This window comes from Tessaracoccus sp. SD287 (assembly GCF_017355265.1).
Classification (GTDB): domain Bacteria; phylum Actinomycetota; class Actinomycetes; order Propionibacteriales; family Propionibacteriaceae; genus Aestuariimicrobium.
Map to the genome: position 1 here is coordinate 132,581 of NZ_JADIJQ010000002.1, position 26,525 is coordinate 159,105.

The 26,525-nt window shown below is 67.7% G+C and carries 25 protein-coding genes; 12 read left to right on the forward strand and 13 right to left on the reverse strand.

Features of this window, described 5'->3' with window-relative positions; translation table 11 throughout:
• Nucleotides 1-96 precede the first annotated feature (96 nt).
• Complete coding sequence (locus tag IPV09_RS01650; protein ID WP_242681083.1) at nucleotides 97-1,647, reverse strand: DUF2252 domain-containing protein; 1,551 nt, start codon at nucleotides 1,645-1,647, stop codon at nucleotides 97-99.
• A gap of 151 nt (nucleotides 1,648-1,798) precedes the next feature.
• Between IPV09_RS01650 and IPV09_RS01655 the strand changes: the two genes are divergently transcribed.
• Entirely contained in the window at nucleotides 1,799-3,181 is a 1,383-nt protein-coding gene (locus IPV09_RS01655; protein ID WP_207473203.1) for a sn-glycerol-1-phosphate dehydrogenase, read from the forward strand.
• Between the two features lie 62 nt (nucleotides 3,182-3,243).
• On the opposite strand, the gene heR is transcribed toward IPV09_RS01655, so the two are convergent.
• Nucleotides 3,244-4,008: a heliorhodopsin HeR gene (heR, locus tag IPV09_RS01660; protein ID WP_207473206.1), complete on the reverse strand. Its 765-nt coding sequence runs from the start codon at nucleotides 4,006-4,008 to the stop codon at nucleotides 3,244-3,246.
• Nucleotides 4,009-4,115: 107 nt separating this feature from the next.
• On the opposite strand from heR, the gene IPV09_RS01665 reads away from it, so the two are divergent.
• The 3 genes from IPV09_RS01665 to IPV09_RS01675 all read left to right on the forward strand — a co-directional run bounded on the left by IPV09_RS01665 (nucleotide 4,116) and on the right by IPV09_RS01675 (nucleotide 7,116).
• Nucleotides 4,116-5,612 carry an amino acid permease gene (locus tag IPV09_RS01665; protein ID WP_370590177.1) on the forward strand — a complete coding sequence of 499 codons (1,497 nt, stop codon included), beginning with the start codon at nucleotides 4,116-4,118 and terminating at the stop codon, nucleotides 5,610-5,612.
• A complete protein-coding gene (locus tag IPV09_RS01670; RefSeq protein WP_207473208.1) occupies nucleotides 5,609-6,340 on the forward strand; it encodes an NAD-dependent deacylase in 732 nt (243 codons plus the stop codon). Before IPV09_RS01665 ends, IPV09_RS01670 begins: the two co-directional genes overlap by 4 nt.
• Nucleotides 6,341-6,708: 368 nt before the next feature.
• A complete protein-coding gene (locus IPV09_RS01675; protein ID WP_207473210.1) occupies nucleotides 6,709-7,116 on the forward strand; it encodes an SRPBCC domain-containing protein in 408 nt (135 codons plus the stop codon).
• Between the two features lie 141 nt (nucleotides 7,117-7,257).
• Here the strand turns inward: IPV09_RS01675 and IPV09_RS01680 are convergent, their stop codons facing one another.
• Entirely contained in the window at nucleotides 7,258-8,784 is a 1,527-nt protein-coding gene (locus IPV09_RS01680; protein ID WP_207473212.1) for an FGGY-family carbohydrate kinase, read from the reverse strand.
• A 103-nt stretch (nucleotides 8,785-8,887) separates the two neighbouring features.
• Here IPV09_RS01680 and IPV09_RS01685 point away from each other — a divergent pair, with 103 nt between their 5' ends.
• Nucleotides 8,888-9,616, forward strand: a complete 729-nt coding sequence (locus IPV09_RS01685) for a glycerophosphodiester phosphodiesterase (protein ID WP_207473214.1) — start codon at nucleotides 8,888-8,890, stop codon at nucleotides 9,614-9,616.
• 25 nt (nucleotides 9,617-9,641) lie between these two features.
• Here the strand turns inward: IPV09_RS01685 and IPV09_RS01690 are convergent, their stop codons facing one another.
• The 9 genes from IPV09_RS01690 to IPV09_RS01730 form a co-directional block, all read right to left on the reverse strand.
• Nucleotides 9,642-10,322 (reverse strand): response regulator transcription factor, encoded by a 681-nt coding sequence (locus IPV09_RS01690; RefSeq protein ID WP_207473216.1) that lies wholly within the window; start codon nucleotides 10,320-10,322, stop codon nucleotides 9,642-9,644.
• A 2-nt stretch (nucleotides 10,323-10,324) separates the two neighbouring features.
• Nucleotides 10,325-11,614: a sensor histidine kinase gene (locus IPV09_RS01695; RefSeq protein ID WP_207473218.1), complete on the reverse strand. Its 1,290-nt coding sequence runs from the start codon at nucleotides 11,612-11,614 to the stop codon at nucleotides 10,325-10,327.
• On the reverse strand, nucleotides 11,614-12,474 hold the full coding sequence (locus tag IPV09_RS01700; RefSeq protein WP_207473219.1) for an ABC transporter permease: 861 nt from the start codon (nucleotides 12,472-12,474) through the stop codon (nucleotides 11,614-11,616). The genes IPV09_RS01695 and IPV09_RS01700 overlap by 1 nt, the downstream gene beginning before the upstream one ends.
• Nucleotides 12,471-13,400 carry an ABC transporter ATP-binding protein gene (locus IPV09_RS01705; protein ID WP_207473221.1) on the reverse strand — a complete coding sequence of 310 codons (930 nt, stop codon included), beginning with the start codon at nucleotides 13,398-13,400 and terminating at the stop codon, nucleotides 12,471-12,473. Before IPV09_RS01705 ends, IPV09_RS01700 begins: the two co-directional genes overlap by 4 nt.
• Nucleotides 13,401-13,539: 139 nt before the next feature.
• Complete coding sequence (locus IPV09_RS01710; RefSeq protein WP_207473223.1) at nucleotides 13,540-14,211, reverse strand: HAD family hydrolase; 672 nt, start codon at nucleotides 14,209-14,211, stop codon at nucleotides 13,540-13,542.
• A gap of 12 nt (nucleotides 14,212-14,223) precedes the next feature.
• Entirely contained in the window at nucleotides 14,224-14,877 is a 654-nt protein-coding gene (locus IPV09_RS01715; RefSeq protein WP_207473225.1) for a hypothetical protein, read from the reverse strand.
• Between the two features lie 128 nt (nucleotides 14,878-15,005).
• The gene (locus IPV09_RS01720; protein ID WP_207473227.1) at nucleotides 15,006-15,674 is read right to left on the reverse strand and encodes an EcsC family protein; all 669 of its coding nucleotides are present in this window, start codon (nucleotides 15,672-15,674) and stop codon (nucleotides 15,006-15,008) included.
• 215 nt (nucleotides 15,675-15,889) lie between these two features.
• Nucleotides 15,890-16,915 carry an NAD(P)-dependent alcohol dehydrogenase gene (locus IPV09_RS01725; RefSeq protein WP_207473229.1) on the reverse strand — a complete coding sequence of 342 codons (1,026 nt, stop codon included), beginning with the start codon at nucleotides 16,913-16,915 and terminating at the stop codon, nucleotides 15,890-15,892.
• A gap of 153 nt (nucleotides 16,916-17,068) precedes the next feature.
• Nucleotides 17,069-18,094, reverse strand: coding sequence for an N-acetylglucosamine kinase (locus IPV09_RS01730; RefSeq protein WP_207473231.1), 1,026 nt, complete (start codon nucleotides 18,092-18,094; stop codon nucleotides 17,069-17,071).
• Nucleotides 18,095-18,169: 75 nt separating this feature from the next.
• Between IPV09_RS01730 and IPV09_RS01735 the strand changes: the two genes are divergently transcribed.
• The 5 genes from IPV09_RS01735 to IPV09_RS14530 all read left to right on the forward strand — a co-directional run bounded on the left by IPV09_RS01735 (nucleotide 18,170) and on the right by IPV09_RS14530 (nucleotide 23,787).
• Complete coding sequence (locus IPV09_RS01735) at nucleotides 18,170-18,925, forward strand: SIS domain-containing protein (RefSeq protein ID WP_207473233.1); 756 nt, start codon at nucleotides 18,170-18,172, stop codon at nucleotides 18,923-18,925.
• Nucleotides 18,926-19,013: 88 nt separating this feature from the next.
• Nucleotides 19,014-20,045 carry an LLM class flavin-dependent oxidoreductase gene (locus IPV09_RS01740; protein WP_207473234.1) on the forward strand — a complete coding sequence of 344 codons (1,032 nt, stop codon included), beginning with the start codon at nucleotides 19,014-19,016 and terminating at the stop codon, nucleotides 20,043-20,045.
• A gap of 237 nt (nucleotides 20,046-20,282) precedes the next feature.
• Nucleotides 20,283-21,680 carry an N-acetylglucosamine/diacetylchitobiose ABC transporter substrate-binding protein gene (gene ngcE / locus IPV09_RS01745; RefSeq protein ID WP_207473235.1) on the forward strand — a complete coding sequence of 466 codons (1,398 nt, stop codon included), beginning with the start codon at nucleotides 20,283-20,285 and terminating at the stop codon, nucleotides 21,678-21,680.
• A gap of 200 nt (nucleotides 21,681-21,880) precedes the next feature.
• The gene (locus IPV09_RS01750) at nucleotides 21,881-22,885 is read left to right on the forward strand and encodes a carbohydrate ABC transporter permease (RefSeq protein ID WP_207473236.1); all 1,005 of its coding nucleotides are present in this window, start codon (nucleotides 21,881-21,883) and stop codon (nucleotides 22,883-22,885) included.
• Nucleotides 22,882-23,787, forward strand: coding sequence for a carbohydrate ABC transporter permease (locus IPV09_RS14530; RefSeq protein WP_370590178.1), 906 nt, complete (start codon nucleotides 22,882-22,884; stop codon nucleotides 23,785-23,787). Before IPV09_RS01750 ends, IPV09_RS14530 begins: the two co-directional genes overlap by 4 nt.
• A gap of 154 nt (nucleotides 23,788-23,941) precedes the next feature.
• Here the strand turns inward: IPV09_RS14530 and IPV09_RS01760 are convergent, their stop codons facing one another.
• A complete protein-coding gene (locus tag IPV09_RS01760) occupies nucleotides 23,942-25,540 on the reverse strand; it encodes a helicase HerA-like domain-containing protein (RefSeq protein WP_207473237.1) in 1,599 nt (532 codons plus the stop codon).
• Nucleotides 25,541-25,640: 100 nt separating this feature from the next.
• Here IPV09_RS01760 and IPV09_RS01765 point away from each other — a divergent pair, with 100 nt between their 5' ends.
• Together IPV09_RS01765 and IPV09_RS01770 are read left to right on the forward strand one after the other, a co-directional pair.
• Nucleotides 25,641-25,934: a type II toxin-antitoxin system VapB family antitoxin gene (locus tag IPV09_RS01765; RefSeq protein ID WP_207473238.1), complete on the forward strand. Its 294-nt coding sequence runs from the start codon at nucleotides 25,641-25,643 to the stop codon at nucleotides 25,932-25,934.
• 54 nt (nucleotides 25,935-25,988) lie between these two features.
• Nucleotides 25,989-26,504 carry a LytR C-terminal domain-containing protein gene (locus IPV09_RS01770; protein WP_207473239.1) on the forward strand — a complete coding sequence of 172 codons (516 nt, stop codon included), beginning with the start codon at nucleotides 25,989-25,991 and terminating at the stop codon, nucleotides 26,502-26,504.
• Nucleotides 26,505-26,525 lie beyond the last annotated feature (21 nt).

Here is a 26,525-nt window from a genome sequence, read left to right on the forward strand (position 1 = left end):
GGGGCGCTGAACGGAGCGTCCCTTCGGGCCATCGCGGACCCATGACAGGGCCTGCCTCACTGCGCAAGTACCGGATTGCCCACAGGTGTGGTCGGGCTACTCCCCCTCGGGACGCGGCAGGCGTCCGTCCTTGACCGCCCGCAGCATGGCCTCGTGGTCGGCCTCGGTCTGGTCGGCATAGAGCCGGGCGAAGTTCACGAAGGCATCCGGCACGGCGTCCGAGCGTCCGATGTAGCCGGCGATCATGGACGCACCCGAGGTGCGGGCATGCCCCTTGGCCAGCAGCAGACCCAACACCTTGGCGTAGTCGGCCAGGGCCCCGGCGTCCAGCCCGTCGACCACGACAGCGCCCTTCATGTTGCGGTACTGGCGCACGTACAGGTGCAGGTCCGGCCGTGACTCCCCCGGGCGACCCCGCATGGTGGTGTTGGCGGGGTCGACGGGACCGGCGCTGCACCAGCCGAGCAGCGGGTCGGACGCGGTCTGCAGCGCCTGCTGGTACTCCACCACCCGGCGGCCCTGGTGGTCGTGCAGCGGGGTGTCGCCATGGACGAAGGGAGCCAGCACCGAACGCCGGGCCTCCTTCAACTGCAGGAACAGCACGTCATCGGGGCTGGAACCCTCGAGCAGCGCGATGAAGGCACGAAGACCGACCGACCCGACCCCGACGACCTTGTGCGCCACGTCGAGCACGGTGTAGCCGCTGACGATGCGGGCCCATTGGGTGGGCAGGGTGGTCAGATACTCGTCGAGCGCGGCCGCAATCTGTTCGGCGCGGGCCTGGGACGAGCGGATGGTGATGGGTGGGGCATCGACAATGCGACGCCCGCCCTCGACGTCGGGTTCGGTCAGCTTGGGCAGCTTGCGGTCGCTGGTCTGTTTGCGGGCCTTGGCGGTGGCGCGCTCCACCTCATCGCGCAAACCGGGCTCGCTGACCGTCTCGTTGAGGCGTTCCACGTCGAACCGGGCGAAGGCACGGGTCAGCAGCGGCTCCTCGGCCAGCGCCCGCAACTCATCGCGGTAGGCGCGGACGCACTGGGCCACGGCTTCGGCGCACTGATTCTCACCCAACCCGTTCTCGCGTCCGGCCACCCAGACGCTGGCGACCAGGCGTCGGACGTCCCATTCCCAGGGGCCGGGGTGGGCCTCATCGAAGTCGTTGAGGTCGATGACCAGTTCGCCCTCGCTGGTGCGGTAGAAACCAAAGTTGCCCAGGTGGGCGTCCCCGCAGATGACGGGCATGATGCCGGTGTAGGCCATCGTCGCCGAGTCGGACGCCGAGACGTTCGCCGCCCCCCGCAGGAAGCCGTAGGGGGAGGCCGTCATCCTGGCGACCCGCAAGGGGATCAGTCGCTCGATGCGCCCCTGGTGTGACTCGATGATCTGGTCGACGGGGTCGACCTGGCGCTGGGACGGATGCCACGTGCCCAGCTCGTCACGCGGCACCTGGTGGCGCAGTTCCTTGCCGTAGGCGCGGCGCTCCTGCCGGGGAGCCGTGCGTCGGCGCACCGAGAAGCCCTCGCTGCCGGCGACTCCGGGGGCCCCGAGTCGGACCCCCTCGTCGGCCGCGGCGGACTCGGCACCGGACGTGCGGACCTCGGTCATCGGGTCGAATCGTGACCCCGCCTGCGAAGTGATGGGTGACATGGGCATGATCTTGCCATCACCGGACGCGGGCAGCGTCGCTTGGCGTTCGGTGACCTACCGGGGTCCCGCTCGTCCGCCGAGGGCAAGCACTAGGGTGAGGGGTGTTGGGGCCCAGCCAGGAACGGCCCACCGCAAGGATTGGAGACAACGCATGTCCGAGTTGATTGACAAGGCGCTCGAGAACGCCACCGACACCAAGGCGATCGTCACCGGGCGTGGCGTGGTCAGCCAGACCGGCCAGGTCTTCACCCGGGTCTTCGGCGAGGCCCGCGCCATCATCGTCGCCGACGAGAACACCTGGGCCGTGGCCGGCGAGCAGGTCAAGGCGAGCCTGGAGGCTGCCGGCGTCCAGCTCGAGGAGCCGTACATCTTCCCCGGCACCCCCACCCTGTACGCCGGCTACGAGAACGTCACCGTGGCCCGCGAGGCGTTGGAGAAGGTGGACGCCGTCGCGGTCGCCATCGCGTCGGGCACCCTGAATGACATCGTGAAACTCGCCTCCGGTGAGCTGGGCCGGCTGTACATGAACGTCTGCACCGCCGCGTCCATGGACGGCTACGCGGCCTTCGGCGCCTCCATCACCCGGGACGGCTTCAAGATCACCCGCAACTGCCCCGCCCCGACCGCGCTGGTGGCCGACTACGACATCATGGCCGCCGCCCCCGCCCGCCTGACCGCCACCGGCCTGGGCGACCTGATCGAGAAGGTGCCCGGCGGCGCCGACTGGCTGGTCGCCGACGAACTGGGCATGGAGGCCCTGGACGACTACGTGTGGGACCTGGTGCAGACTCCGCTGCGCGATGCCCTGTCCAACCCCGAAGGCCTGGCGGCCGGTGACCCGGACGCCATCGTCGGGCTGGCCGACGAACTGCTGCTGTCCGGTCTGGCCATGCAGGCACACCAGTCGTCGCGTCCGGCCTCGGGCGCCGGCCACAACTTCAGCCACCAGTGGGAGATGGAGGGCCACGGACTGGACTGGGAGCCGCCGCTGAGCCACGGCCAGAAGGTGGGCCTGGGCACCGTCGCCTCCTGCGCGGTCTACGACATCCTCGACTCCCTGGACGTCGCGGGCGTTGACCCCCAGGCACGCGCCGCCGAGTGGCTGACCCCCGAGCAGAACGACCAGCGCATCATTGACCTGCAGCCGATCCCGGCCATCCAGGAGGCTGCCCTGGGGCAGTCGCGGGCCAAGTACATCCCGGCCGAGCAGGTCGCCGAGCGCGTCCAGTTGATCAAGGACCACTGGGACGCCATCCTGACCCGGGTCAAGCCGCAGGTGATGAGCGCGGCCGAGGTCGCCGACATCCTCAAGCGCGTCGGCGGGCCCTACCACGTCGCCCAGATCGACATCTCGCTGGAGAAGCTGAAGCTGACCTACTACCAGAGCCAGACGATCCGCGCGCGCTACACGATCATGGACGCGCTCTTCGAGCTCGGCCTGCTGGACGAGGTCGTCGAGAAGCTGTTCGCCGCCGACGGCTACTGGACCAACGCCCCGGTGCCGACCGAGGGACACATCGGCCCTCGCGCCTGAACGGTCATCCACGTCGACGTCCCCGGGGCCAATGGTCCCGGGGACGTCGTCGTGGTGGGGCGTCAGGCGGCCAGCGTCCCGCCGAAGACCTGCCACGCGAGCAGCGACTTGGCCACCAGGCTGAGCACGATGTAGGTGCGCTCGCCGAACAGGTAGTCGGCCCACTTGCCCTTGGCCCGGTACTGCAGCCACTGGTTGAGCGCGAAGACGTTGAAGAACACGAAGAGCGACACCACGATGCCGTAGACGAACCCCGGCGGCTCGGCCTCGGACCCGGGAGCGATCGTGTAATAGACAATCGCGAGCCAGGGAACCGCGCCGGCAATGCAGCCGAAGACGAACGGCAGCCACCCGCCGGTACCGGCTGTTTCGTACTTCTCCTGCAGCCAGCCGAACAGGATCATCGAGATGTTCGCGCCGCAGATCCCGATCAGTGCCGCGACGTCGGAGATGCCGACGAGTTGGGCAATCACGACGATCATCAGCGTCGAGGACAGGGAGTACTCGACCCATCGGGCCCGGTTGATCTGCCGGGACAGGTCGCCGATGTAGCGGCGGAACCACGCGGTGGCCACGATGAGGTGCGCCAGGAACGACAGCACGAGGAAGCCAGCCACGGCGATCCCGGTGGGCAGGTCGGCCAGCACAGTTGCCGGTGCCGGCGCGGTCCCGGGTGGACCGCTGAGGTAGGAGGCGGTGATCGGCAGGGAGAAGTCGGTGGCCAGGACGACGACAGCCACCGCCTGGGCCAGGTGCAACGCGGCGGCGGCGAGATTGAGGGTGCGCAACCTGCGCTGCTCAGCGGGGGTGATCGTCCGGATGGTCATGGCGTCAATCTAGGCGACGCTGCCTGCGTGCCACCACCTATTGTCGGGCGTTGTCGAGACAACCCCACCTGCCCGGGCCCCGCCGAGGCCACGTAGACTTCTGCCTCGTGCCAGAACCTCAGGTCGACCTTCCCCAGACCCCGGCAACCGGGTCGGCTGATCGCGAGCCCGGTGGGCTCGCCCGCGGCCTGACCAGCCGTCAGGTCGCCATGATCGGCCTGTCCGGGGCACTGGGCACGGGCCTTTTCCTGGGTTCCGGGGCGATGATCGCCGAGGCCGGCCCGGCCACCATCGTGTCCTACTCCCTGACCGGGGTGCTGGCGCTGGTGATCGTGTGGTGCCTGGCCGAGATGACCGTCATCCATCCCGTGCCCGGCGGCTTCGGGGCCGCCGCCCATGCCTATCTGGGCCCGCTCGGGGGGTGGCTGACCCGCTGGAACGTGGCGGTCACCATGTGCATCGCGGTCGGCGCCGAGGTGGTCGCCACCGGGAACTACCTGGCCTACTGGTGGCCCGACTTGTCAGTCGGGGTGGGCACCGTGCTCGCCTCGCTGATGATTGTCGCCATCAATCTGGCCACGGTGAAGGCCTACGGCACCAGCGAGTACTGGTTCAGCATCATCAAGGTTGCCATGGTGGTCATCTTCATCACCCTGGGCGCCCTGTTGATCTTCGTGGGCCTACCCACCCAGCCGGCGGTTGGTGTGGCAAACCTGACCGCCCACGGCGGGTTCGCCCCGGCGGGGGTTGGCGGCATCCTGGTCGCCGCGGTGATGGCCATCTTCAGCTTCGGTGGCGTCGAGAACGTGTCGGTGGCCGCCGCCGAGAGCGAGAACCCGTCACGTGACGTGCCGCGGGCTGCGAAGGCCATGATCATCCGGCTGGTGCTGTTCTACGTGCTGGCGATCGCGGTGGTGGTGACCCTGCGGCCCTGGACGGTCAGCGCGTCGGGTTCCGGCGGTGTGCTGGAGAGCCCCTTCGTCAGCGCCCTGGAGATGGCCCACGTGCCGGCCGCGGCGGGGCTGATGAACTTCGTGCTGATCACCGCCGCCCTGTCGGCCGCCAACGGGTGCCTGTTCTCGTCCTCACGCATGCTCTACTCACTGTCGGCCGACCGGATGGCGCCGCGCTTCCTCACGTGGACCTCACCCCACGGCGCCCCGCGGACGGCGGTGCTGCTCGCCAGCGTCGGCATGGTGCTGGCCTCGGTGCTGGCCATGGCATTTCCCGACACCGCCTTCCAGTTGCTCTTCGGCGTCCTCATCTTCGGGCTGCTGACCACCTGGACGCTGATCACCGCCACCTACATCCAGTTCCGCCGGACCCGCGCCGGGTTGGGGTTGCCGTTGGCTCCCAAGAAGTTGTGGGGCGGCCCGGTGACTGCGACCGTGGTGCTGGTGGTCTGTCTCGGTGTCTTCGTCGCCCTCGGATTCATCCCGAGCTTGTCGATCGCCCTGCAGGCCGGGCTGCCCTACCTGGTCGTGTTGCTGGTGGCATTCGTGATCGTCAAGCGACGGGTCGGACGGTTCCACCCCAGCGTCCTGCACGAGGAACTGTCCCGACGGGCAAAGGATGGCGCCCCGGCCGGTAGCTTCGAGGCATGACCCACGTCGTCGTCCTCACCGGTGCCGGGATCTCGGCCGAATCGGGACTGGCCACGTTCCGGGCCAGCGACGGCCTGTGGGAGAACCACGCCATCGAGGACGTGGCCACCCCCGACGGCTTCGCCCGGAATCCCGCCCTGGTCCACGCGTTCTACGACAGCCGCCGGGCCCAGGCGCAGACCGTCGCCCCCAACGCGGCCCACCATGCCCTGGCCCGGCTGGAAGCGGCGGTCGTCGATCGCGGCGGCAGCTTCACCCTGATCACCCAGAACATTGACGACCTGCATGAGCGGGCCGGGTCGGTCCGGGTGGTGCACATGCACGGCGAACTCCTCAACGCGCTGTGCTCCCAATGCGGCGCCCGCACCCGGTGGACCGGACCCCTCGCCGATCGACCCGCCTGCCCCACCTGCGACCAGCGCGCCCTTCGTCCTGATGTGGTCTGGTTCGGTGAGATCCCCTACCACCTGGACCAGATCGAGCAGGTCGTCGACGGCTGCGATGTGTTCGTGGTGGTCGGCACGTCCGGGGTTGTCTATCCCGCCGCCGGGCTGGCCGCGCTCGCCCGGGCCGCCGGGGCCCGCACCGTACTGCTGAACCTGGAGGAGCAGGACGGCTGGGTCCGCTACGACGAGGTGCACCTCGGCCCGGCGACCCAGGTGGTGCCCCAGTGGGTGGACCGCTGGCTCGCACCACCGGGTGAGTCGACCAGGACCCTGAGCCACTGAGCGCCGCGGTCACGCCGCAAGCACCCCGCTGGCCCCGCGATGGCGTGTGCGCTGGGGCCGAACGTCTGCCCTGCTGCCCCGGTCTTCCCGGCTGGCGGCGATCCACCCGGCGTGCACCGGTTTACCCGGCTTGCACCGGTTTACCCGAGATGCAGCCCGGGTAGATCAACGCAGCCCGGGTAGATCAGCGCAGCCCGGGTAGATCAGCGCATCCTCGTGCGTCGGCCCACCGAGAACACACCCCTGTCAATGCTGGAGAGGTTTGCGCCGAGGCGCTGAATCGCCTCCAGATCGGCGGTGATCACGCACAATGTGAGCACAATGCACCCAGCGGCGACCACCAGCCAACACCCCACCCAGGAGCCGGCATGACCACCACCCTTGACCTGACCCGCCACGTCGACGTCCCCCGCGAAAGGGCGTGGCAGGCCTGGACCGATCCCGAGCGACTGATGGCCTGGTGGTGGCATACGGTTCCCACCACCCGGATTGCCGCCGATGCCCGGGTCGGTGGCCACTACCGCTTCGAGAACCCCGACTTCGGTGTCACCGGTGAATACCTGGAGGTCGTCGAGAACGAACGCCTGGTCTTCACCTGGCGATGGATCGAGGACGGCATCGAGACCGCCGAGACCGACACCGTGACGGTGACCTTCATCGAGGCCGAGGGCGGCACTGACGTGAGCATCCACCACCCCACCGACGAGTCGAACGCGGAGCCCTACGAGATCGGCTGGCGCGACACCCTCCGAGGCCTCGACCAGGGTGTCGCCTGACTCCGCGCCGGCACCCGTGCTGCACCGATCTACCCGGCCTGCACCGGTCTACCCGGGTCTCGCCGATCTACCCGGGCTGCACGCATTTACCCGGGCTGCACCAAGGGTAAATCGCTGCAACGCGGGCAAATGCGGTCCGGATCAGTCGTTGATCGGGTACTTCTTGGAGAACGCGTATTGCGCCTCGAAGATGTCCTTCATTGCCGGGTAGACCTGCGCCTGGATGGCACCGAGCTCGTTGTAGCGCTCGTGGACCTCCATGTTGGGCTCGCTGGTCGAACCCAGTGAGGCCATCGCCTTGGCTGCCTCCTCCGTGGACGAGTGCGCCCCGGCGGCCGACATCGCCATCACCGCGGCGCCCATGGCCGAGACCTCCTCTTGGTTGACCTCGGTCAGGCCCACCCCGCAGGCATCGGTCATGATCTGGCGCCACAGCGGGGAACGCTGCCCGCCGCCGACCACCCGGATGGTGGTCAATGGCACACCCGTGGTCTGCTGCAGCCCCTTGAGGTTGCTGGCCATCTCGATACTGATGCCTTCCAGCACCGAGCGGTACATCACGCCACGATTGTGCGCACCGGCCAGACCAATGACCGCGCCCTTGGCGATGGGGTCCCAGTGGGGAGACTGCACCGCATTCCAGTACGGAAGGGTGACCAGACCACCACAGCCGGCGGGGACCGCTGCCGCGGCGGCCTCCAGCGCCGGGTCAGGCTTGCCCTGCAGCGTGGGATCCCCGAGTTCCGAGCGGAACCAGCCGGCCAGGTAGGCGCCGGAGTTCTGCACGATCTCCAGCACGTACTGTCCGGGGAGCCCGGCAGCGTCGGTGCGGAAGACCCCTGCGTGCTCGTAGGTCGGCGAGTGGACGCCGGCGACCAGCGCGGTGCCCATGTTCAGGTAGGCCTCGTCGGTGCCGATGGCCCCGGCTCCGAGGGCTGCTGCCTGGCCGTCGCCACAGGACGCCACCAGGGTGACCTCCTGGGACAGGCCCCAGCCCTTGCTGACCGACGGCAGCACGATGTCGATCTCGCTGATGGGGTCCACCAGTTCGGGCAACTGTTCCCGACGGAGCCCGACCAGGTCGAGCAACTCGTCCGAGAACTCCTGCTTGGACATGTCGAACAGGCCCAGGCTGTCGGCGGCGCCGCGGGAATCGATCCACTTTCCGGTCATCGCGTAGACCAGATAGGCGTGGACACCGACGACCTTGGCGGCGCGGTCCATCATCTCGGGCTCGTGGTCACGCAGCCAGGCCATCTTGTAGAAGGACGGGGTGACGTCGGGCTGGAAGCCGGACAGCACGTGCAGTTCCTCCGAACCGAGTCGGCGCACCTGTTCGGCGGCGCGGCCGTCCAGCCAGAGGATTCCTGGACGCAGTGGCTGTCCGGAGTCGTCGACCAGCGCGAACGACTGGCGCTGGATGGTGCACGAGATGTGGCTGATCCGGGCCCGGTTGCTGCCGGACAGGTTGGACACCGCCTGGCTAATGGCGCCGTTGGTGGTGCGCCACCACTCGCGGGGGTCCTGCTCGTAGAAGTCGACCTTGGGGGTGCTCATGGGCACCTCGGCACGTCCCTCGGCGAGCACCGCACCCGTGGCATCAACGATGATGGCCTTGGTGCTGGTGGTCGATGAGTCGACGGCGATGACCAGCGGTGAATCTGACATCTGAACCTCCTTGGACCAGTGCCCGCGTCGGCATCTGGATGGGTTGGCGACAGCCTAGTCGCGCAGTTCGGGTTGGCGCGGGCCGGGGGGTAACCTAACCGTCATGACGCAGATCTGGGCCCACCGTGGATCGTCGGCCGAAGCCCCCGAGAACTCCCTGGAGGCCTTCGAGCTCGCCATCGAACAAGGGGCTGACGGGATTGAACTCGACGTCCAGCTGACCGCCGACGGGGTGGTCGTGGTCTGCCACGACGAGACGATCGACCGCACCAGCACAAGCTCGGGAGCCATCGAGACGATGACCCTGGACCAGTTGCGCGCCTTCACCTTCGCCAACGGCATGGACGGCTTCGCCAGCCGCATTCCGACGCTGGCCGAGGTCTACGACCTGGTCGCCGACACCGACCTGCGCGTCAATGTCGAACTGAAGAACACGTTGGTCGACTACCCGGGCATGGAGGCCGCCGCCGAGGCCGTCCTGGGCGCCTCCCGCCTGAAGGGGCTGGCCCGCGAACGCATCGTCTACTCCTCGTTCAACCACCGCTCGCTGGCAACCCTGGCCGACCTGGGCACCGAGGCACCGCTGGGGGTGCTGTTCGTGGAGCGGATGGTCCGTGCCTGGGACTACGCGCGCTCCTTCGGTGCCACTGCCCTGCATCCGTTCTGGGGAAGCCTGGCCGTCGACGAGATCCAGCGGGCGCACGAGTCCGAGGTCGCGGTGCATCCGTGGACGATCGACGACCCCGAGGTGATGCGCCGCCTGGTCGACCAGGGCGCCGACGCGCTGATCACCAATGTGCCGCTGGTGGCAGCCGAGGTGCTGGGGCGCTGACTCGTCCCACCGCGGGCGCCGGCGCTCAGTTCTGGCTGGAGCCGCGTCCCACCACCCCGAGTTCATAGGCCAAAATCACTGTCTGGACACGGCTCGACAGACCCAGCTTTGTCAGGATCCGACCAAAGTGCGCCTTCACGGTGGATTCGCTGAGGTGCAGCGTGTGCGCGATCTCGGTGTTGGTGAGACCACGGGCCACCTGCAGGAAGACATCCCGCTCGCGATCGGACAAGACGGCCAACTCCTCGTCGGCGTCGCCGGTCTGCGCACCCGCCAGGTGAGGAACGGCGAGTTCAATCAGCTTCGTGGTGATGCGCGGCGAGACCACCGCATCGCCAGACATGACGGTGCGGATTGCCGCGACCAGTTCTGCTGGCTGGGCGTTCTTGAGCAGGAAGCCAGCCGCCCCCGCCCGCAGCGCGCCGAAGGCGAACTCGTCGCGGTCGTAGGTGGTGATGACGAGCACTCGCGTGTCCGGCAGCCCGGCCGTGATCCGCCGGGTCGCCTCAATGCCACCCATTCCCGGCATCCGGACGTCCATCAGCACCACATCGGCTGTCAGTCTCGCTGCCGCTCGGACGGCTTCCTCCCCGTCGGCGGCCTCGCCGACGACGACGATGTCGTCCTCGGCCTCCAGCACCAGGCGCAATCCGTACCGGATCAGTTCCTGGTCATCGACCAGCAGCACACGAATTCGTCCTGACACTCTCATCGCTCCTCAAGGGGTAGCCGCACGAACACCCGCCACCCGCCGCCATCACGGGGGCCGGTCTGCACCGACCCATCGTAGATTGCGGCCCGTTCGCGGACACCGACCAGACCGCGGCCCGGGTCGGTCGATGGGGCAGCAGGATCGGAGGTGTCCTCCACCAGGATCGTGACCTCCTCGTCGGCCAGGTCCAGGCGCACCAGGACGTCACGCACCCCGCGCGCGTGGCGCAACACATTGGTCAGCGACTCCTGGACGATGCGGAAGACGGTCAATCCCAGCACCGCGTCATCGCGGACCGATCCGCTCAGTTCCAGACGCACCTGCAGACCCGACGCCCGGAACTGCTCGACGAGCGCCGGTACCTGCGTGATACCAGGCTGGGGATCCTGCCCGGGCAGCAGGGAGCCGTCCTCCTCGCGCACGGTCCTGAGCAGTCGCCGGACCTCGTCCAGGGTGCGTCGGCCCGTTTCGGCGACCCGGCCGATCGCCTCTCGCGACTCCTGGGGTCGACGCACGGCCATCGCCTCGGCGCCATCGGCCATCGCGATCATGACGGCCAGACTGTGGGCGATCACGTCGTGCATCTCCCGCGAGATGCGCTCACGCTCGCGGGCACTGGCGATGCTGGCCTGCTGGTCGCGCTCACGCTTCATCTGCTCCGAGCGCTCCACCAGGGCGGCCAGGTGGCGTCGGCGGTGACCGATGTTGAGCCCGAGCAGCGTGACGATGACGGCCGTCGCACTGCTGAGCACAAAGACGTTCACCCAGCCCTCGACCGGGTCCCGGGTCGGGGACGGGAGGATGGTGCCCCACAGCGCCGGTCCGAAACGGATGCGGTGGCTCATGATGGCGGCACCGGCGGCTGCGGCCAGCACAGTGGCTGCCAACCACAGCCACGCCGCCCGGGCGCTGTGGAAGATGCCAGCCGTGAGCAGGGACATGACCACCAGGATCGCCTCGGCGGCGGTGCCGGCCACGAACGACATCAGCATCAGCGCGAGCGCAGCGGCGAAGGCGATCCTGGGCCACCGCCGACGAACGAGGAGGCTTCCCATGCCGCCGCCCAGCAGCAGCACCATCACCCAGAACGGACTGTCGTGTGGTGGTTCGAGCGAGAGGTAGCCGAATCCCACGGCGAGGACCAGGTAACCACCGATGGCCACAGCATCCATGCCGAGGCCGTCCCTGGTGGGTCGGCCCGGCCCATCGGGCGCGCCACGGCGGGGCACCGCGACTCCGGTGCCCCACCGCGCATCCCGGACGGCGTGGTCCGGCGCAGAGTCCATCAAGCGTCCCTCTTCCGCAGTGCGATCGTTCCCGCGACCAGGGCGACCAGCGCCCATGCCCCAGCCAGTGCCCACGCAGCCAGGGGACTGATGTGTCCGCTCGACACGTCCAGGAAGGGCCCCTCGGGAAGGATACGGCGCATGGCGTCACCCATGGTGCCGAGGAAGAACATGCGCACGACCTGCGCGATGAGACCCTGCGGCAGCACTGCGCTCAGCACGGGACCGAGCAGCGTCACGACGAAGACACCGATGGCTCCTGTGGTCGTCGAACGGACCAGCGCGGTGATGCCCACCCCAAAGATGGCGCACATTCCGAGGTAGCAGGCGGCGCTGAGGAGCGCGAAGGCGACACCGGGGGCGTCCAGGGGTGCGGCCAGGCCGAACTCGGCGTAGCTCGAGTAGCTGACGGCCCAGGCGCCCAGGACAGTGATCAGCCCGGTCGCCGTCAGGATCACGAACTGCATCACGGCTTTCGCCAGCAGGCTTCGCACCCGAGTCGGCTCGGCCATGAGGGTCGACTGAATCGTGCCCGAGGAGTACTCCCCGCCCACTGACATCACGCCGAGGATGCCAGCAATGATCTGACCGAGGATCACGGTGCCCATCGTGATCTCGAAGATGGTCGTGTCGAGGTTGGGCGTGGAGGGCGGACCGGAGGAGGCCAGGGTCACGGCCAGGAACAAGGCACTGCCGACGCCGATGGCGACGATGCCGGCGAGACCGACAAGCATCGAGGGCAGGCTGGTGAACTTGATCCACTCCGAGCGCAGCAGGTCGCTGAAGCGCACCCGTTCGATGCCGTCGCCCGAGCGTTCGGGCCGGGTCGAGTTGTCCGGATGGACGACGATGCTGGTCATGCGTGTGCTCCGATTCCTGAGGTGGTGGCCGAGCGGTACTCAATCGCTCCCGCCGTCAGTGCCAGGTAGGCGTCCTCGAGGGAGCCCTCCACCGTGACGACTTCATGCAGGACGACTCCCGAGGCAGCAGCCGCGTCGGCCACCTGTTCTGCCGTCCTTCCGGCAACCTCGATCGCCCCGTCGGAGGCGGTCGTGACCGTGACCCCCGGCGCCGAGATGGCCGCGACGAACCGGTCGACCTGGCGTGTCCGAACTCGGACGATGGCATGGGTTACACCGTCGATGACCTCACGGATGGGGCCATCGGCGAGGATCGACCCGCGCCCCATGACGATCAGGTGGTCAGCGGTCTGGGTCATCTCGCTCATCAGGTGTGAGCTCAGCAGCACCGTGCGCCCGTCCTGCGCCAACTGACGCAGCAGTGCCCGGATCCAGAGGATTCCCTCCGGGTCGAGCCCGTTGACGGGTTCATCGAGGATGATCGTGCCGGGGTCACCGAGCAGCGCGGAGGCTATGCCCAGCCGCTGCCCCATGCCCAGCGAGAACCCACCCACCCGCTTGTCGGCGACCGATGCCAGGCCGGCCAGTTCGATGACCTCGTGAACCCGGCCGGGGCTGATCCGATGAGTGGCCGCGATGGCCAGCAAGTGCTTGTAGGCCGTTCGCCCCTGGTGGGCCGCCCGCGCGTCGAGCAGGGCGCCGACCTCACGCAGCGGTGCCGACATGTCGCGGTACCTGCACCCATTGATCGTCACGATGCCGGCCGAGGGTGTGTCAAGACCCACCATCATCCGCATGGTGGTCGACTTTCCGGCCCCATTGGGTCCGAGGAAACCGGTGACCTTGCCTGCTTCGATGGTGAAGTCAAGACCGTGCACGGCGACCGTGTCGCCGTAGCGCTTCGTCAGGGATTGAGCGGTAATCATGTGCGCTCCTTTCGTCTGCCATCGACGCTATGGCGACACGTGGAGCGACCACAGGGGCCGCAGGTACCGATCCAGGTGGTGACCAGTACCCAGGTACACACGCCTGCTGGCACCCCGGGCCAGGGCCGACATGCCCAGTTCAGGACCCCGACGGAAGGTCAGTGCTGGCGAGCACCACGTCGACGGCCTCGCCGAAGCTGTCGGCGAAGGCCGTGGGTGCCGCGATGCCCGGCGTCCAGTCGCGGCCGTGTCGCAGGTAAACCGAGCGAATGCCGAAGTCGTGGGCACCCTGGATGTCGGCCTCGGCAGAGTCCCCGATGTGCCACGCACCCAGACTGTCGGTGCCCGGCACCGTCGACAGGGCGAGGCGGAAGATCTCCGGGTCGGGTTTCTCGACCCCACAGGCCTCGGAGATCACGCAGCCATCGACCATGGGGGCCACACCGAGCTTGTCCAGCTTGGCCTGCTGCTGGTGGGTCGCGCCATTGGTGACGATGATGATCGTCCATCCCGCCTTCCGTGCCCGGGCCAGGGCCGGCTCGGCATCCGACACCAGCGCGACGTGTCGCACCACCCCGGCGCGCAGGTCCTCGATGATGGTCCTCGACTCCTGGTCCGACAGTCCGAGCAGCCCGACGAGGTCTGCTGCCACCTGTGGCTTGGGACGCAGCCCCCGTCCATCGGCGGCGATCACGGCATCAACGAGGGACGCCGGCAGTCCGCGGTCGGCGACGATCTCGGCCGCCCAGCGGGCCACGGCGGCGTCGCGGTCGGCCAGGGTTCCGTCCAGGTCAACGAAGAGCACAGGCATGTGCCCAGTCTGTCAGGTGCGCGCCTGCCTGCCCTCCAACCAGGCGATCGCCCAGGCGGTGGCGGCACCACCGGCGGCCAACGGCACCATGAACATCCCCACCTCGGCCCCCTCGCCGCCCACCACGACCGAGGCGACGATCACGACCACGATGAGCAGCGTCAGCCCCAGACGGATCACGCCAAGACGTCGTCGAGGCGGCGTCGATCGGCTGCCGAGGTCACGTGCGGCCGCGAACAGCGACGAGCCGAGGAAGGCGACCGTGGCCAGAGCCCCCAACGCCACCAGCCCCCACGGACCCTCCGGAAGCCCATCGAACAGCGAGCGGATCACCGGATCGACCAGGAACCGTGCGACCACGAAGACCGCACCGAACCCGAGGCCCACCACGACAGGACCCAGCACCAGACCCAGCACCACGCCGGCGATGGTCACCCACCTCACCCGGTTGCCGTGCAGGACCCAGGCGGCCAACGGGCCGCTCGCGAGCGAGAGCATCAGCGCGAGCTGGCTCAGCAGTTCCGAAGCAGTCGACGGCTCCCGGAACACCAGTCCCAGGCCCCCCATCGACACCATGAACAGCGCCCCCGAGATCACGAAGGCATCTGCCATCAACAGGTACTTCTTCCGGGCCGCGGCCACAGGGCGGTCCACCGGACGCAACATGGTCGTCTCCCTTCCAGAGGACGACGAATCGACGATGATCGTCACCTCCGGACTAGCACCATCACGCCAGTCGCGGTAGGGCTGCAGGCCATTCTTCGCGAGTCTTTCGCCCCGGTGTGTCACCCATCTCAGATCTTCGGGAACTCCTTGCGGGCATGGCTGGCGATGCGGTTCATCATCCACGCGTCCAGGCTGCCCCCGACCAGACCACCGGCGACCGGAATGCCCTTGCCGAGCTTGGGCAGCAGCTTGGTGGTGGTCGACTTGGCGATCTGGAAACCGACGCCCTTGTTGATCACCATCAGCGCGGCGGCGGGCAGCTTGCCGAGCGCCACCTGCGTGATCGAGCCACCCAACGCACCACCCATCCCGACCTTGCGCAGCACCTCCTCGGCCTTGGCTCCGGTCAGCACCAGCAGCACGGCGGCGCGCACCTCGGGACGGGCCAGGTCGTATCCGCGAAGGTGGGCGACGGCGGCAGACATCCGGGTGGCGAGCACGTAGAACTCGATCAGGTTGGCCGGCAACGCGACGGGCAGGGTGAAGAATCCGCCCAGACCCGTGACGAAGCCCCCGGCGGTGGCGGCCTTGACGTGGTCACCCACGACGTCCTTGATGGCAGCCTCGGTGTTCCCGGCGGCCTTCGCCCGGGCCTTGTCGGCGACGGCCTGGGCCGACTTGAGCGGACCCACACCGTCGATACCGGCCGCCATCAGTTGCGACACCAGCTTGGTGACCACGTCGTCTGACAACGCGCCGGCGGACTCGGACTTCTTCTGCTTGTCGAACAGTCCCACTGGTGACTCCTTCGTGAGGGCGGGGCCTGCGCCCCTGAACCCTTCCAGCCTGCCAGCCCGACCCCCCGCCCGCGGGCAGTTCAGGGCAGGTTCAGGGACTGTCGAGCGCAGGAGGCCACCCCCGCGGGTGGTGGTCGTCGACCACCGTTCCCGGGCACAGCCCGTCCCGGAGCCCGTGGGGGGGCGCCGGGACGGGCCGCGCAAAGCGTTCGGGTTCAGGGAATCAGGATCGCCCGCCCCCGCACGTTGCCGGCATCCAGGTCGTCGATGGCCTGCTGGAACTCGTCCAGGGAGTACTTCTGGGTGTGCAGCTTCACCTTGCCCTGGGCCGCCAGCGCCATCAGGTCCTGCAGGTCGGAGTAGGAACCGACCAGGTTGCCGATGAAGCTGATCTCGGTCGAGATGATGTCAATGGTCGGCACGTTGATGTTCTCGCCGTAGCCAATGACGTAGTAGAAACCGGCCCGCCGCAACATCGAGACGTTCTCGGCGGTAGCACCGCCCTCGCCCACGAAGTCCAGGACGGCCTGGGCCCCATGACCACCGGTGAGCTCCTTGACCTTGTCGACGTGGCTTCCATCGGCCAGGATGGCGTGGTCGGCCCCCAGTTCAGTGGCCAGCGTCAACGCCTCGGGGTTGCGGTCCAGGACGACCAGGGTGGCGCTGCTCATCGCCTTCATGACCTGGATGCCGATGTGACCGAGGCCGCCGGCACCGACGATCAGGCAGAAGTCGCCGGGGCGCAGCAGCTTCGAGGCCTTGGCGGCGGCATGCTGGGCGGTCAGGCCGGCATCAGCCAGCGCTGCCACGTCGGCGGGTTCCAGGGAATCGTCCAGCTTCACGCAGCACCGCGACGAGGTGCGCAGGTACTCGGCGTAGCCGCCGTCGGTGTCGATGCCCGGGAACTGCTGCAACTCGCAGTGCACGTCGTCGCCGAGACGACACGCGCGGCATTGGCCGCACGTGAGCAGCGGGTGCAGGATCACCTTGTCGCCGACCTTGACGTTGGTGACGGCCTCACCGATCTTGTGCACCCAGCCGGCGTTCTCGTGGCCGATGGTGTAGGGCAGCGCGACGCCGGTCTTGGGTGCCCACTGTTCTTCGAGGATGTGCAGGTCGGTGCGGCAGACGCCTGCGGCACCGATCTTGATGATCACGTCGAGCGGGCCTTGTAGTTCGGGCTCCGGAATGTCCTTCATTTCGAGGTTCTGGTGGTATCCCACGACCTGTACCGCGCGCATGCGTCCTCCTGGGTTGGCAAGGAGGGCGCGTCCTTGCACCGTCCTTGGCGAAGCGATGCCTTGACGCTACGTCGGATCGGCGTCCATGGCCATGGACATTCTCACCCGGTGACAATTTCCAGATGTGAGATTGACCACCGTCGGTGACATCGTTCAGTGTCGCAACGCGGCCAGTCCGGCGGTGATGCGGGTCAGGACGTCGGCGTCGGCTGGCACCCCGAGTTCGCGCAGGGCGATCAGCCCGGCACCGGCGACACCGTCCTTGGCGTGCAGCACCCGGTCGCCGAGTTCTGCGGCGACCAGTCGGCCGACCGGCGAGGACGGGTCGACCACGCTGCCGCCGAGCACGACGGGGCCATCGGTGTGCTGGCCCATCACCGAGGCGACATTGGCGACCAGGTACTCGGCGGCCCGGGCGATGATGCCCTGGGCGACGGGGTCGTCGCCGACCTCGGAGACCAGCCTGCCGGCAGCCGCCAGTTCGACCGGACGACCACCGTAGGCCCAGGTGAGAATGTGCATGAGCCGCTCGTCGCGCCAGCCCTGCACCAGGCCGGGGGTGACGTCGATGATGCCCATCAGGGCGTCAACCAGTGCGGTGTCCGGGCCTCGGTGGTCAAGCGCTCGACACACGGCACGGACGACCTGTTGGCCGATCCAGAAGCCGGAGCCCTCGTCGCCGATCAACCACCCCAGGCCGTCGGACATGGCGGCGAACTCCCCGTCCTTGATGCGGGCGCCGGTGGCGCCGGTGCCGACGATCAGCACGGCCCCGTCTGCCTCGGCGGTGGCCGAGAAGTAGGCGCCCAGCACATCGCCCCTGAAGGCGGTGCGGCCCCCCAGCCCGGCAGCGGCCAGGGCAACGTCGATCTCGGGGACGCGACCGCCGACCGCGAGCACACCCGCCATGCACAGCGCCAGCACACTCGGTGGCTCGACCGGATCGGGCGCCCCCAGCAGCGCCTGGACGCAGGCCGACACATTGTTGGCCACCGCCAGCTCGAGACCTGCCGAGGTCGGGTTGCCGGGGCCGGCCTTCGCCAGTGAGAGCACGCGTCCGGTCTCGTCGAGCAGCACGGCCCGGGTGCCGGTGCCACCGGCGTCGACGCCGATGACAGTGCGCCCGTGGTGCCGGGTGGGGGTGCCGTCGTCGCCGGTTCGCGCATCGGGGATCGTCATTGCTCCTCCTTCGCTGGTCACCGCCGTGGTGATGCCTACTAGAGTCTGGCGGGTCAACCCGAAAGGAACAAAGACGTGTCCACCACCCCTGATCTCTTCCTCGAACAGGTCACCCAGCGCCTGCCACTCCTGACCGCCAGCGCCCACGACGGACCCATCGCCCGCGCGGCCGACCTGCTGGCCGACGCCGTCGCCAATGGCGGGGTCATCACCGCCTTCGGCACCGGACATTCCGAGGCCTTCGCGATGGAGATCGCTGGGCGGGCAGGCGGTCTCATCCCGACCTCCCGGATGGCACTGCGCAACCTGGTGCTGTACGGCGACCGGGACGCCTCGGTGCTCAGCGGCGCCGGCCTGGAGCGTGACCCGAACGTGGCCGCCGACGTGTTCGCCCAGCACCCGCGCGACCCGCGGGACGCGTTCATCATCATTTCCAACTCCGGGGTGAACGGATCGATCGTGGGTGTCGCCGAACAGGTCAAGCAGGCCGGGCACCCCCTGGTGGTCGTGACCAGCCTGGAGCACACCGATGCCGTCGAGCCCAAGCACCCCACCGGCAAGCGGCTCAAGGACTTCGCCGACGTCACCATCGACAACCTGGCCCCCTTCGGGGACTCGACCCTGGAGGTCACCGACGGCATGACCATGGGTGCGATCAGTTCGATCACCGGCGCCTTCATCGCCCAGCTGCTGACCCTGGGCATCGCCGAGCGTCTGCTGGCCCGCGGCATCACTCCCCCGGTCTACATCTCGGCCAACGTCCCCGGGGGCGACGCCCACAACGACGCGCTCAAGGAGAAGTACGCAGGACGCCTGCGCGCCGACGGCTGACCCGCCCCGGGCCGGCCACGGGAATACCCACCTGTAGTTGCTAGTTCAACTAGATATCCGCCACGGAACAGCACAGGGAGCAGCCAGCATGAGCGTCGAAATTGGTGTCGAGACCTTCGGTGACATCACCAGCGGAACCGACGGCGGCCTGCTGTCACACGCACAGGTGGTCCGCAACGTGCTCGCCGAGGGACAGACCGCCGACCGGGTGGGTCTCGACTTCTTCGGGGTCGGCGAACACCATCGCGTCGACTACGCAATCAGTTCCCCCGAGGTGGTCCTGGCGGCCCTGGCCAGCACCACCGAGCGGATCAAGCTGGGGTCGGCGGTGACGGTGCTGAGCTCCGACGACCCCGTCCGGGTCTTCGAACGGTTCTCGACGGTGCAGGCCCTGTCCGGGGGACGCGCCGAGATCATTGCCGGGCGGGGCTCGTTCATCGAGTCCTTCCCGCTGTTCGGGTTCGACCTGCAGGACTACGAACTGCTCTTCGCCGAACACCTCGACCTGCTGGTCGAACTGCTGTCCGGCGACCCGGTGACCTGGTCGGGACAGACCCGCGCCGGGCTCGAGGACCAGCAGGTGTTCCCCACGGCCGAGACCCCGATCACCACCTGGGTCGGGGTCGGCGGCACCCCGCAGTCGGTGGTGCGCGCCGCCCAGTACGGCCTGCCCGTGATGCTGGCCATCATCGGCGGCGAGCCGGCACGGTTCCGTCCGCTGGTCGACCTGTACCACCGCGCGCTGCAGCAGTTCGAGCGGCCGGGGCTGCCGGTGGCGGCCCACCTGCACGGCTTGGTGGCCGAGACCGACGAGCAGGCGGCCGACCTGTTGTTCCCCCACTACCGCGACCAGATGCTGAAGATGGGTGCCGAGCGTGGCTGGGGCGCCTACAGCCGGGCCGCCTTCGATGCCGCGCTGCAGCCCGAGGGCAACCTGCTCGTGGGTGGACCCGAGACGGTGGCCCGCAAAATGGCCAGGGTGGTCAGGGAACTGGGACTGTCACGCATTGACGTGAAGTACTCCAACGGCACCCTGCCGCACGAGGCGGCCCTGCGCTCGATCGAACTGCTCGGCGAACAGGTGAAGCCGCGCGTCCTGGAACTCCTCGCCGAGGACTGAGCAGCCCGGCTCGCTCAACACAAAGCCACCTTGCCCTCGCAATTGTCGCTCGGAGTGAGCGATCGCTCAATGCTGCTGCAACTACGTCACGGCTTGGTGACGAAACGCGGCGCTTGGCGGGGATGGGTCTGCAGTTTCCGGCGTTTCGGGGCTACTGTGCCTGTCACAGCATGTGTGGGAACGGCCTTCGACGGTGATGGTCCGGTGCCCCCATCCAGAACGCATACAGGAGCACTGATGCAGCAATCCAAGATCGGTCGCCGCGGAGTCATGGGCGGCGCCATCGCCGCCGCAGCCATCGCGCCACTCGCCGCTTGCGCCGGGGGATCCAGCGACACCCCCACCGACCAGGCCAGCACCACTGACACGTCCAGCGACAACCCGTTCGGCCTGGCGGCCGGCACCAAGGTCGAGGCTGTCATCTTCAACGGCGGGTACAAGACCGACTACGTCGACTTCGCCGCCGGCGAGATGAAGAAGAAGTTCTCCGACGTCACTGTCGAGGTCAAGCCCTCCACCCAGATCGCCCAGGAGCTGCAGCCCCGCTTCGTCGGTGGCAACCCGCCCGACCTGATCGACAACTCCGGCGCCGGCTTCATCGGCTTCGGCTCGATCGTCGACCAGCTCGAGAGCCTCGACGACATCCTCGAGGCGAACAACTACGAGGGCAAGCCGATCAAGGACACGGTCTTCGCCGGCGTCAAGGGCCCCGGCACCTACGACGGCAAGTTCGCCGTGCTCAACTACGTCCTGTCGCTCTACGGCGTCTGGTACTCCGCCTCAATGTTCGAGGAGAACGGCTGGACCCCGCCCAAGACCTACGAGGAGGCCACCGAACTCGGTGCCAAGGCGAAGGAGAAGGGCAAGTTCCTGTACCTGTGGGGCAAGGAAGCCGCCACCTACTACCTGACCTCGATGATCTCCTCCGCCTACAAGGAGGGCGGCCTCGACGTCCGCAAGGCCCTGGAGAACCTGGAGCCCAACGCCTGGTCGCAGAAGCCGATCCAGGACGTCTTCAAGGCCATGGAGAACATCATCAAGCGTGGCTACGTGAAGCCGGGTGGCAATGGCACCCAGTTCACCGCCGCCCAGGCCCAGTGGTCGAACGGGCAGGAAGCGCTCCTCTACCCGTCCGGCGCCTGGATCGAGAACGAGATGAAGTCCCAGACGAAGGAGGGCTTCAAGATGATGGGCGTTCCCGAACTCACCGTCACAAGCTCGCCGAAGTTGGGCTACGAGGCCATCCGCGCCGAGGCTGGCGAGGGCTTCATCGTCCCGAGCAAGGCCAAGAACCGTGCCGGCGGCAAGGAGGTGCTGCGCGCAATGTTGTCGAAGGAGGCCGCCACCAACTTCGCCAAGACGCGCCTGGCTCCCACCATCGTCAAGGACACAGTTCCCGAGGACGGCTTCGGCTCCACCGCTCTGCAGTCGCAGAGCAAGATGCTCGCCGCAGCCGGGGACAACACCTTCTCGATGCGCTTCATCTTCTACTACGGGATGAACAAGGAGCAGCTGGTGCTGCTGAACAGCTTCATGGCCGGGCAGTCGGACACGGCGACCCTGACCAAGGGGCTGCAGCAGATCAGCGATCGGGTCAAGAACGACTCCTCGATCAAGAAGATCACCATCGAGTGACCGCCAGGTGAAACCTCACCTCCGTTGAACGCCCGTCGACACGCTGACCCGCTGTGCGGCCGGTCCACCCGGCTGAACCCTGCAGTGTCGACGGGCGTTTCGGGGTGTCCACCCCGCGCGCAGTGACATGCGGGGGGATATCCCCTGTTCACCACACCTTCTTGGACGGCGGTTGCCGTCCCCGACAGCGAAGGGCACCGATGACCACGCTGAACCCGCTCGCCCCCGAAGTCGTCGAGGCCGCAGAGCCTCCACCACCACGCCGCAAGGGCGTCAAGAATCTCTCCTTTGACCGGGTCAGTCTGTTCCTGGTCTTCCTCGGCCTCCCCCTCGCGCTCTACGCGATCTTCGTGGTCTCGCCGTTCGTGCAGGCCGTCGGCTACTCGTTCACCAACTGGGGCGGCTTCTCCCGTGAGATGGACTTCGTCGGCATGGACAACTACGTCCGGTTGACCAAGGACCCGTTGTTCCTCAAGGCACTGGGCAACAACGTGCTGCTGGCCATCCTGTTGCCCTTCCTCATCGTGGTGCTCTCGCTCATCCTGGCGACGATGATCACCGTGGCCGGGCGCAGCGTCGGCGAGGTGAAGGGTCTGCGAGGAGCCGGTTTCTACCGGGTCATCTCGTTCTTCCCCTACGCCATCCCCGCCATCGTGGTGGGCATCATGTGGGGCCAGATCTTCGACCCCAGCGCGGGTGTGGTCAATGGCGTGCTGACCAGTCTGGGTTTCGAACGCTTCGAGAGCTTCCCCTGGCTCGGTGACGTCAACACCGCCATGCCGGTGACGATCTTCATCGTGGTGTGGGGATTCATCGGGTTCTACATGATCCTGTTCATCGCCGCGATCAAGGGCATTCCCTCCGAGATCTACGAGGCGGCGCGCATCGACGGCGCCGGCCGGTTCCGGACCGCGTGGACGATCACCCTGCCGCTGATCCGCGAGAACGTCCAGACGGCCTACATCTACCTCGGAATCATGGCCATCGACGCCTACGTCTACATGCAGGCGCTGAACCCGTTCGGCGGCCCCGACAACTCGACGTTGGTGATGGCCCAGTACCTGATGACCACGGCGTTCGACAAGCAGATGTTCGGAGTGGCGTGCGCGATGGGTGTGGTGATGGGTCTGCTGACGGCCGTGTTCGCCGCCATCGTGTTCACCGTGAACCGCCTCACCGGCGGCAAGGACCAGGTGACGATGTGAGTACCACGACGACTGGCCGCTCCGTCGGCACCCTCAACACCGCCGAGGTCGCCACCCGGCACCCGACGTCCACCCCCGGGGACAAGACGTTCGCGACCGTGGCCCACGCCCTGCTGGTGATCTGGACGATCATCGTCATCGCGCCGATGGTGTGGACGCTGATGACCTCGTTCAAGACCACCAGCCAGATCTTCTCCTCCCCGTTCTCGCTGCCGACCAGTTTCAACGTCTCCAACTACGTCGCCGCGTGGGAGACGGCCGGCATCGGACGCTACTTCTTCAACACGGTCATCGTGGTCGGCTCGGCACTGTTCCTGGTGATGCTGCTGGGTGCCATGTGCGCCTACGTGCTGGCCCGATTCCGGTTCCCCGGAGCACGCTTGATCTACTTCGCGCTGCTGGCGGGCCTGATGGTGCCGGTCTTCCTGGCCATCGTTCCGTTGTTCTTCATCCTGCAGGGGTTCGGGCTGCTCAACACGTTGCCGGGCCTGATTGTCGTCTACGTGGCGTTCGCCCTGCCGTTCACCGTGTTCTTCCTGTATGCGTTCTTCCGGTCACTGCCCTACGAGATCAGCGAGGCGGCTGCCATCGATGGCGCCAGCGACTGGCGCACGTTCTTCTCGATTATGTTGCCGATGGCCAAGCCCGGTCTGGCCTCGGTCGCGATCTTCAACTTCCTCGGTCTGTGGAACCAGTTCCTCCTGCCGGTGGCGTTGAACACGAACGAGTCGAAGTACGTGCTGTCGCAGGGGCTGGCCAGGTTCGCCTCCGCGGCCGGCTACGACGTCGACTTCGGTGCACTGTTCGCCGCCGTGGTGATCACGGTGCTGCCGGTGTTGGTCGTCTACGTGCTGTTCCAGCGCCAGCTGCAGGGCTCGGTCAGCCAGGGCACGATGAAGTAGACATCGCCTTCTCGCGATACTTGCTCTACTCCACGACCGTTGCCCCTGTTCCCGGACAGGGGCAACGGTCACGTTCACGGGCAAGTGGCTGGTGCAGGGGACGAGGCAGACCTCACAGCCTTGGATCTGGGAGGGGCCAGGACGAAGCACGCGACTAGCGGCGGCGTCCGGTGCCGAAGATCGAGCGGACGATCTCACGTCCGGCGGTGCGCGCCATCTGCTTGAAGGCGGTGGAGTTGGCGACCTTCTCGATCATTGACGGCTCGGGGCGGGGTGGGCGGCCCTGGCGCGACCGGGTCGGCGCCGGCGCCGGTGCCGGGCGTCGCTGGGCCTGCTGCTGCTCCTGCTGGTAGGCCTCGGCCTCGGCCTGGCGGGCGCCCTGCTCGAGCTTGCGGGTCAGCATCTCGTAGGCCGAGTCACGATCAATCTCGGCCCCATACCGGGCCATCAGCGCCGAGCCGCGGATGCCCGGCTCCAGCACCTCGGCAGGCGTGGGTGCCATCAGCGTCCTGGGGGCCAGGATGCGGGCCGGGGCGACCGGAGTGGGCGCGCCGTCGGGGTCCATCACGGTGATCACCGCCTCACCGGTGCCCAGACCCTGGAACAGTTCGGCCAGGTCGTAGGAGCTGATCGGAAAGGTGGCCACGGTGGCCTTGAGCGCCTTGGCATCCTTCGGGGTGTGGGCCCGCAGCTGGTGCTGGACACGCGAGCCGAGTTGGGCCAGCACCTCGTCGGGCACGTCGGTGGGCGACTGGGTGACGAAGAACACCCCGACCCCCTTCGAACGGATCAGCCGCACCGTTTGAGCAATCGACTCCAGGAAGGCCTTGGATGCGTCCCTGAACAGCAGGTGGGCCTCGTCGAAGAAGAACACCAGCTTGGGTTTGTCGATGTCGCCGACCTCGGGCAGTTCGCTGAAGAGGTCGGCAAGCAGCCACATCAAGAAGGTCGAGAACAAGGCAGGGCGGCTCTGCAGGTTCGGCAGTTCCAGCAGCGAGATGACCCCACGGCCGTCGGGGATGACCCGCATCAGGTCCGCGGTGTCGAACTCGGGCTCACCGAAGAACTCGTCGGCGCCCTGCTGCTGCAGTTCGACCAGTTTGCGCAGGATCACTCCGACGGTGGCCTTGGAGACGCCACCCAGGTTGGTGAGTTCATCCTTCCCCTCGTCGCTGGTCAGGTACTGCAGCACGGCCCGCAGGTCGGCCAGGTCGAGCAGCGGCAACCCGGTGGTGTCGGCGAAGTGGAAGACCAGGCTCAGCGTCGACTCCTGGGTGTCATTGAGCTCCATCACCTTGGACAACAACAGCGGCCCGAAGGCGCTGATGGTGGCCCGCAGGGGCACGCCGAGTCCGTCCCCACCGAGTGCGAAGAACTCCACGGGGGTGGCCTGTGGTTGCCAGTCCTGGCCAATGGAGCGGGTGCGCTGAAGCAGCTTCTCGCTCGACTCGCCGGGGGAGGCCAGCCCGGACAGGTCCCCCTTGATGTCGGCGGCGAAGACCGGGACGCCCGCCGCCGAGATCTGTTCGGCCAGCACCTGCAGGGTCTTGGTCTTGCCGGTGCCGGTCGCGCCGCAGACCAGACCATGGCGGTTCAGCATCGACAACGGGATGCGAATGCGCGTCCCCGGCACCGGCGTGCTGGGCACCGACTGGTCGTCGTGCAGCAGCACACCCAGGTCGATCGAGGCCCCCTCAAAGGTGTACCCGCGGGTGATCTGTTCGACGACGGCGTCCGACGGCTGCTCGCTCATGGCTCCTAGGTTGTCACAGTCACCTTCGCGAAGGGTCACACCTTGGCAACGACAGCCTGTTCGGATGACCCGGCACGGGTTGGTTGGGTAAGCTCGCAGAGTGATCTTCAAGCGAGTCGGCGATACGCGTCCCTACCCCGACCACGGGTACGTACAAAAGCAGTGGGCTGCGATCGCTCCTCACCAGGTGCGGCTCGACGAACTCGTGACCACCAAGCGCACGCTCGACCTCGAGGCCCTCCTCGAGGACGACTCCACCTTCTACGGCGACCTGTTCGCCCACGTCGTCGCCTACCGCGGTGAGTTGTACCTCGAGGATGGACTGCACCGCGCCCTGCGGGCGGCACTGCAGCAGCGTCAGACCATGCACGCCCGCGTGCTCGAACTGCGCTGACGGAACGGGAGCCGATCTGTGGAGGGTGTTGAGTGGAAGCGCGTTGCCCGGTTGGTGAGCACCCCGCTCACGCTGCTCCTGCTGTTGACGATCCTCTACTTCGGCGCCCGCTGGGGCTACCGCAATGTCACCGCCCCCCCACCGCCGGTGCCGGTCCCGTCATGCACCCCGCAACAGGTCGGCTCCATCCTCTCGAGCACCAAGATCACCGTGAACATCTACAACGGCAGCCGCACCCAGGGGCTCGCGTCCAACGTCTCGCGCACCATGAAGGCGCGCGGATTCATCGTTGACGTGGTCGACAACACCGACGAGAAGGTCGTGGCCACCACCGTGGTGGGGGTCAGCAAGGACGACCCGGCCGTGCGCCTGGTGGCCGCGCAACTGGTGGGCGCCGAGATCCGCGAGGACGGGATCACCGACGGCGTGGTCGACATCCTGGTCGGTTCACAGTTCGCCGGCTACACCAAGACCCCCTCGCCGTGGCAGATCGAGGTCACGGACGCGCCCTGCCTGCCGCCGGTGACCCAGACCCCGCATACTCATTGGCACCTGCGGCGCACCCGGTGAGGACCAGGGTGATCACCACGC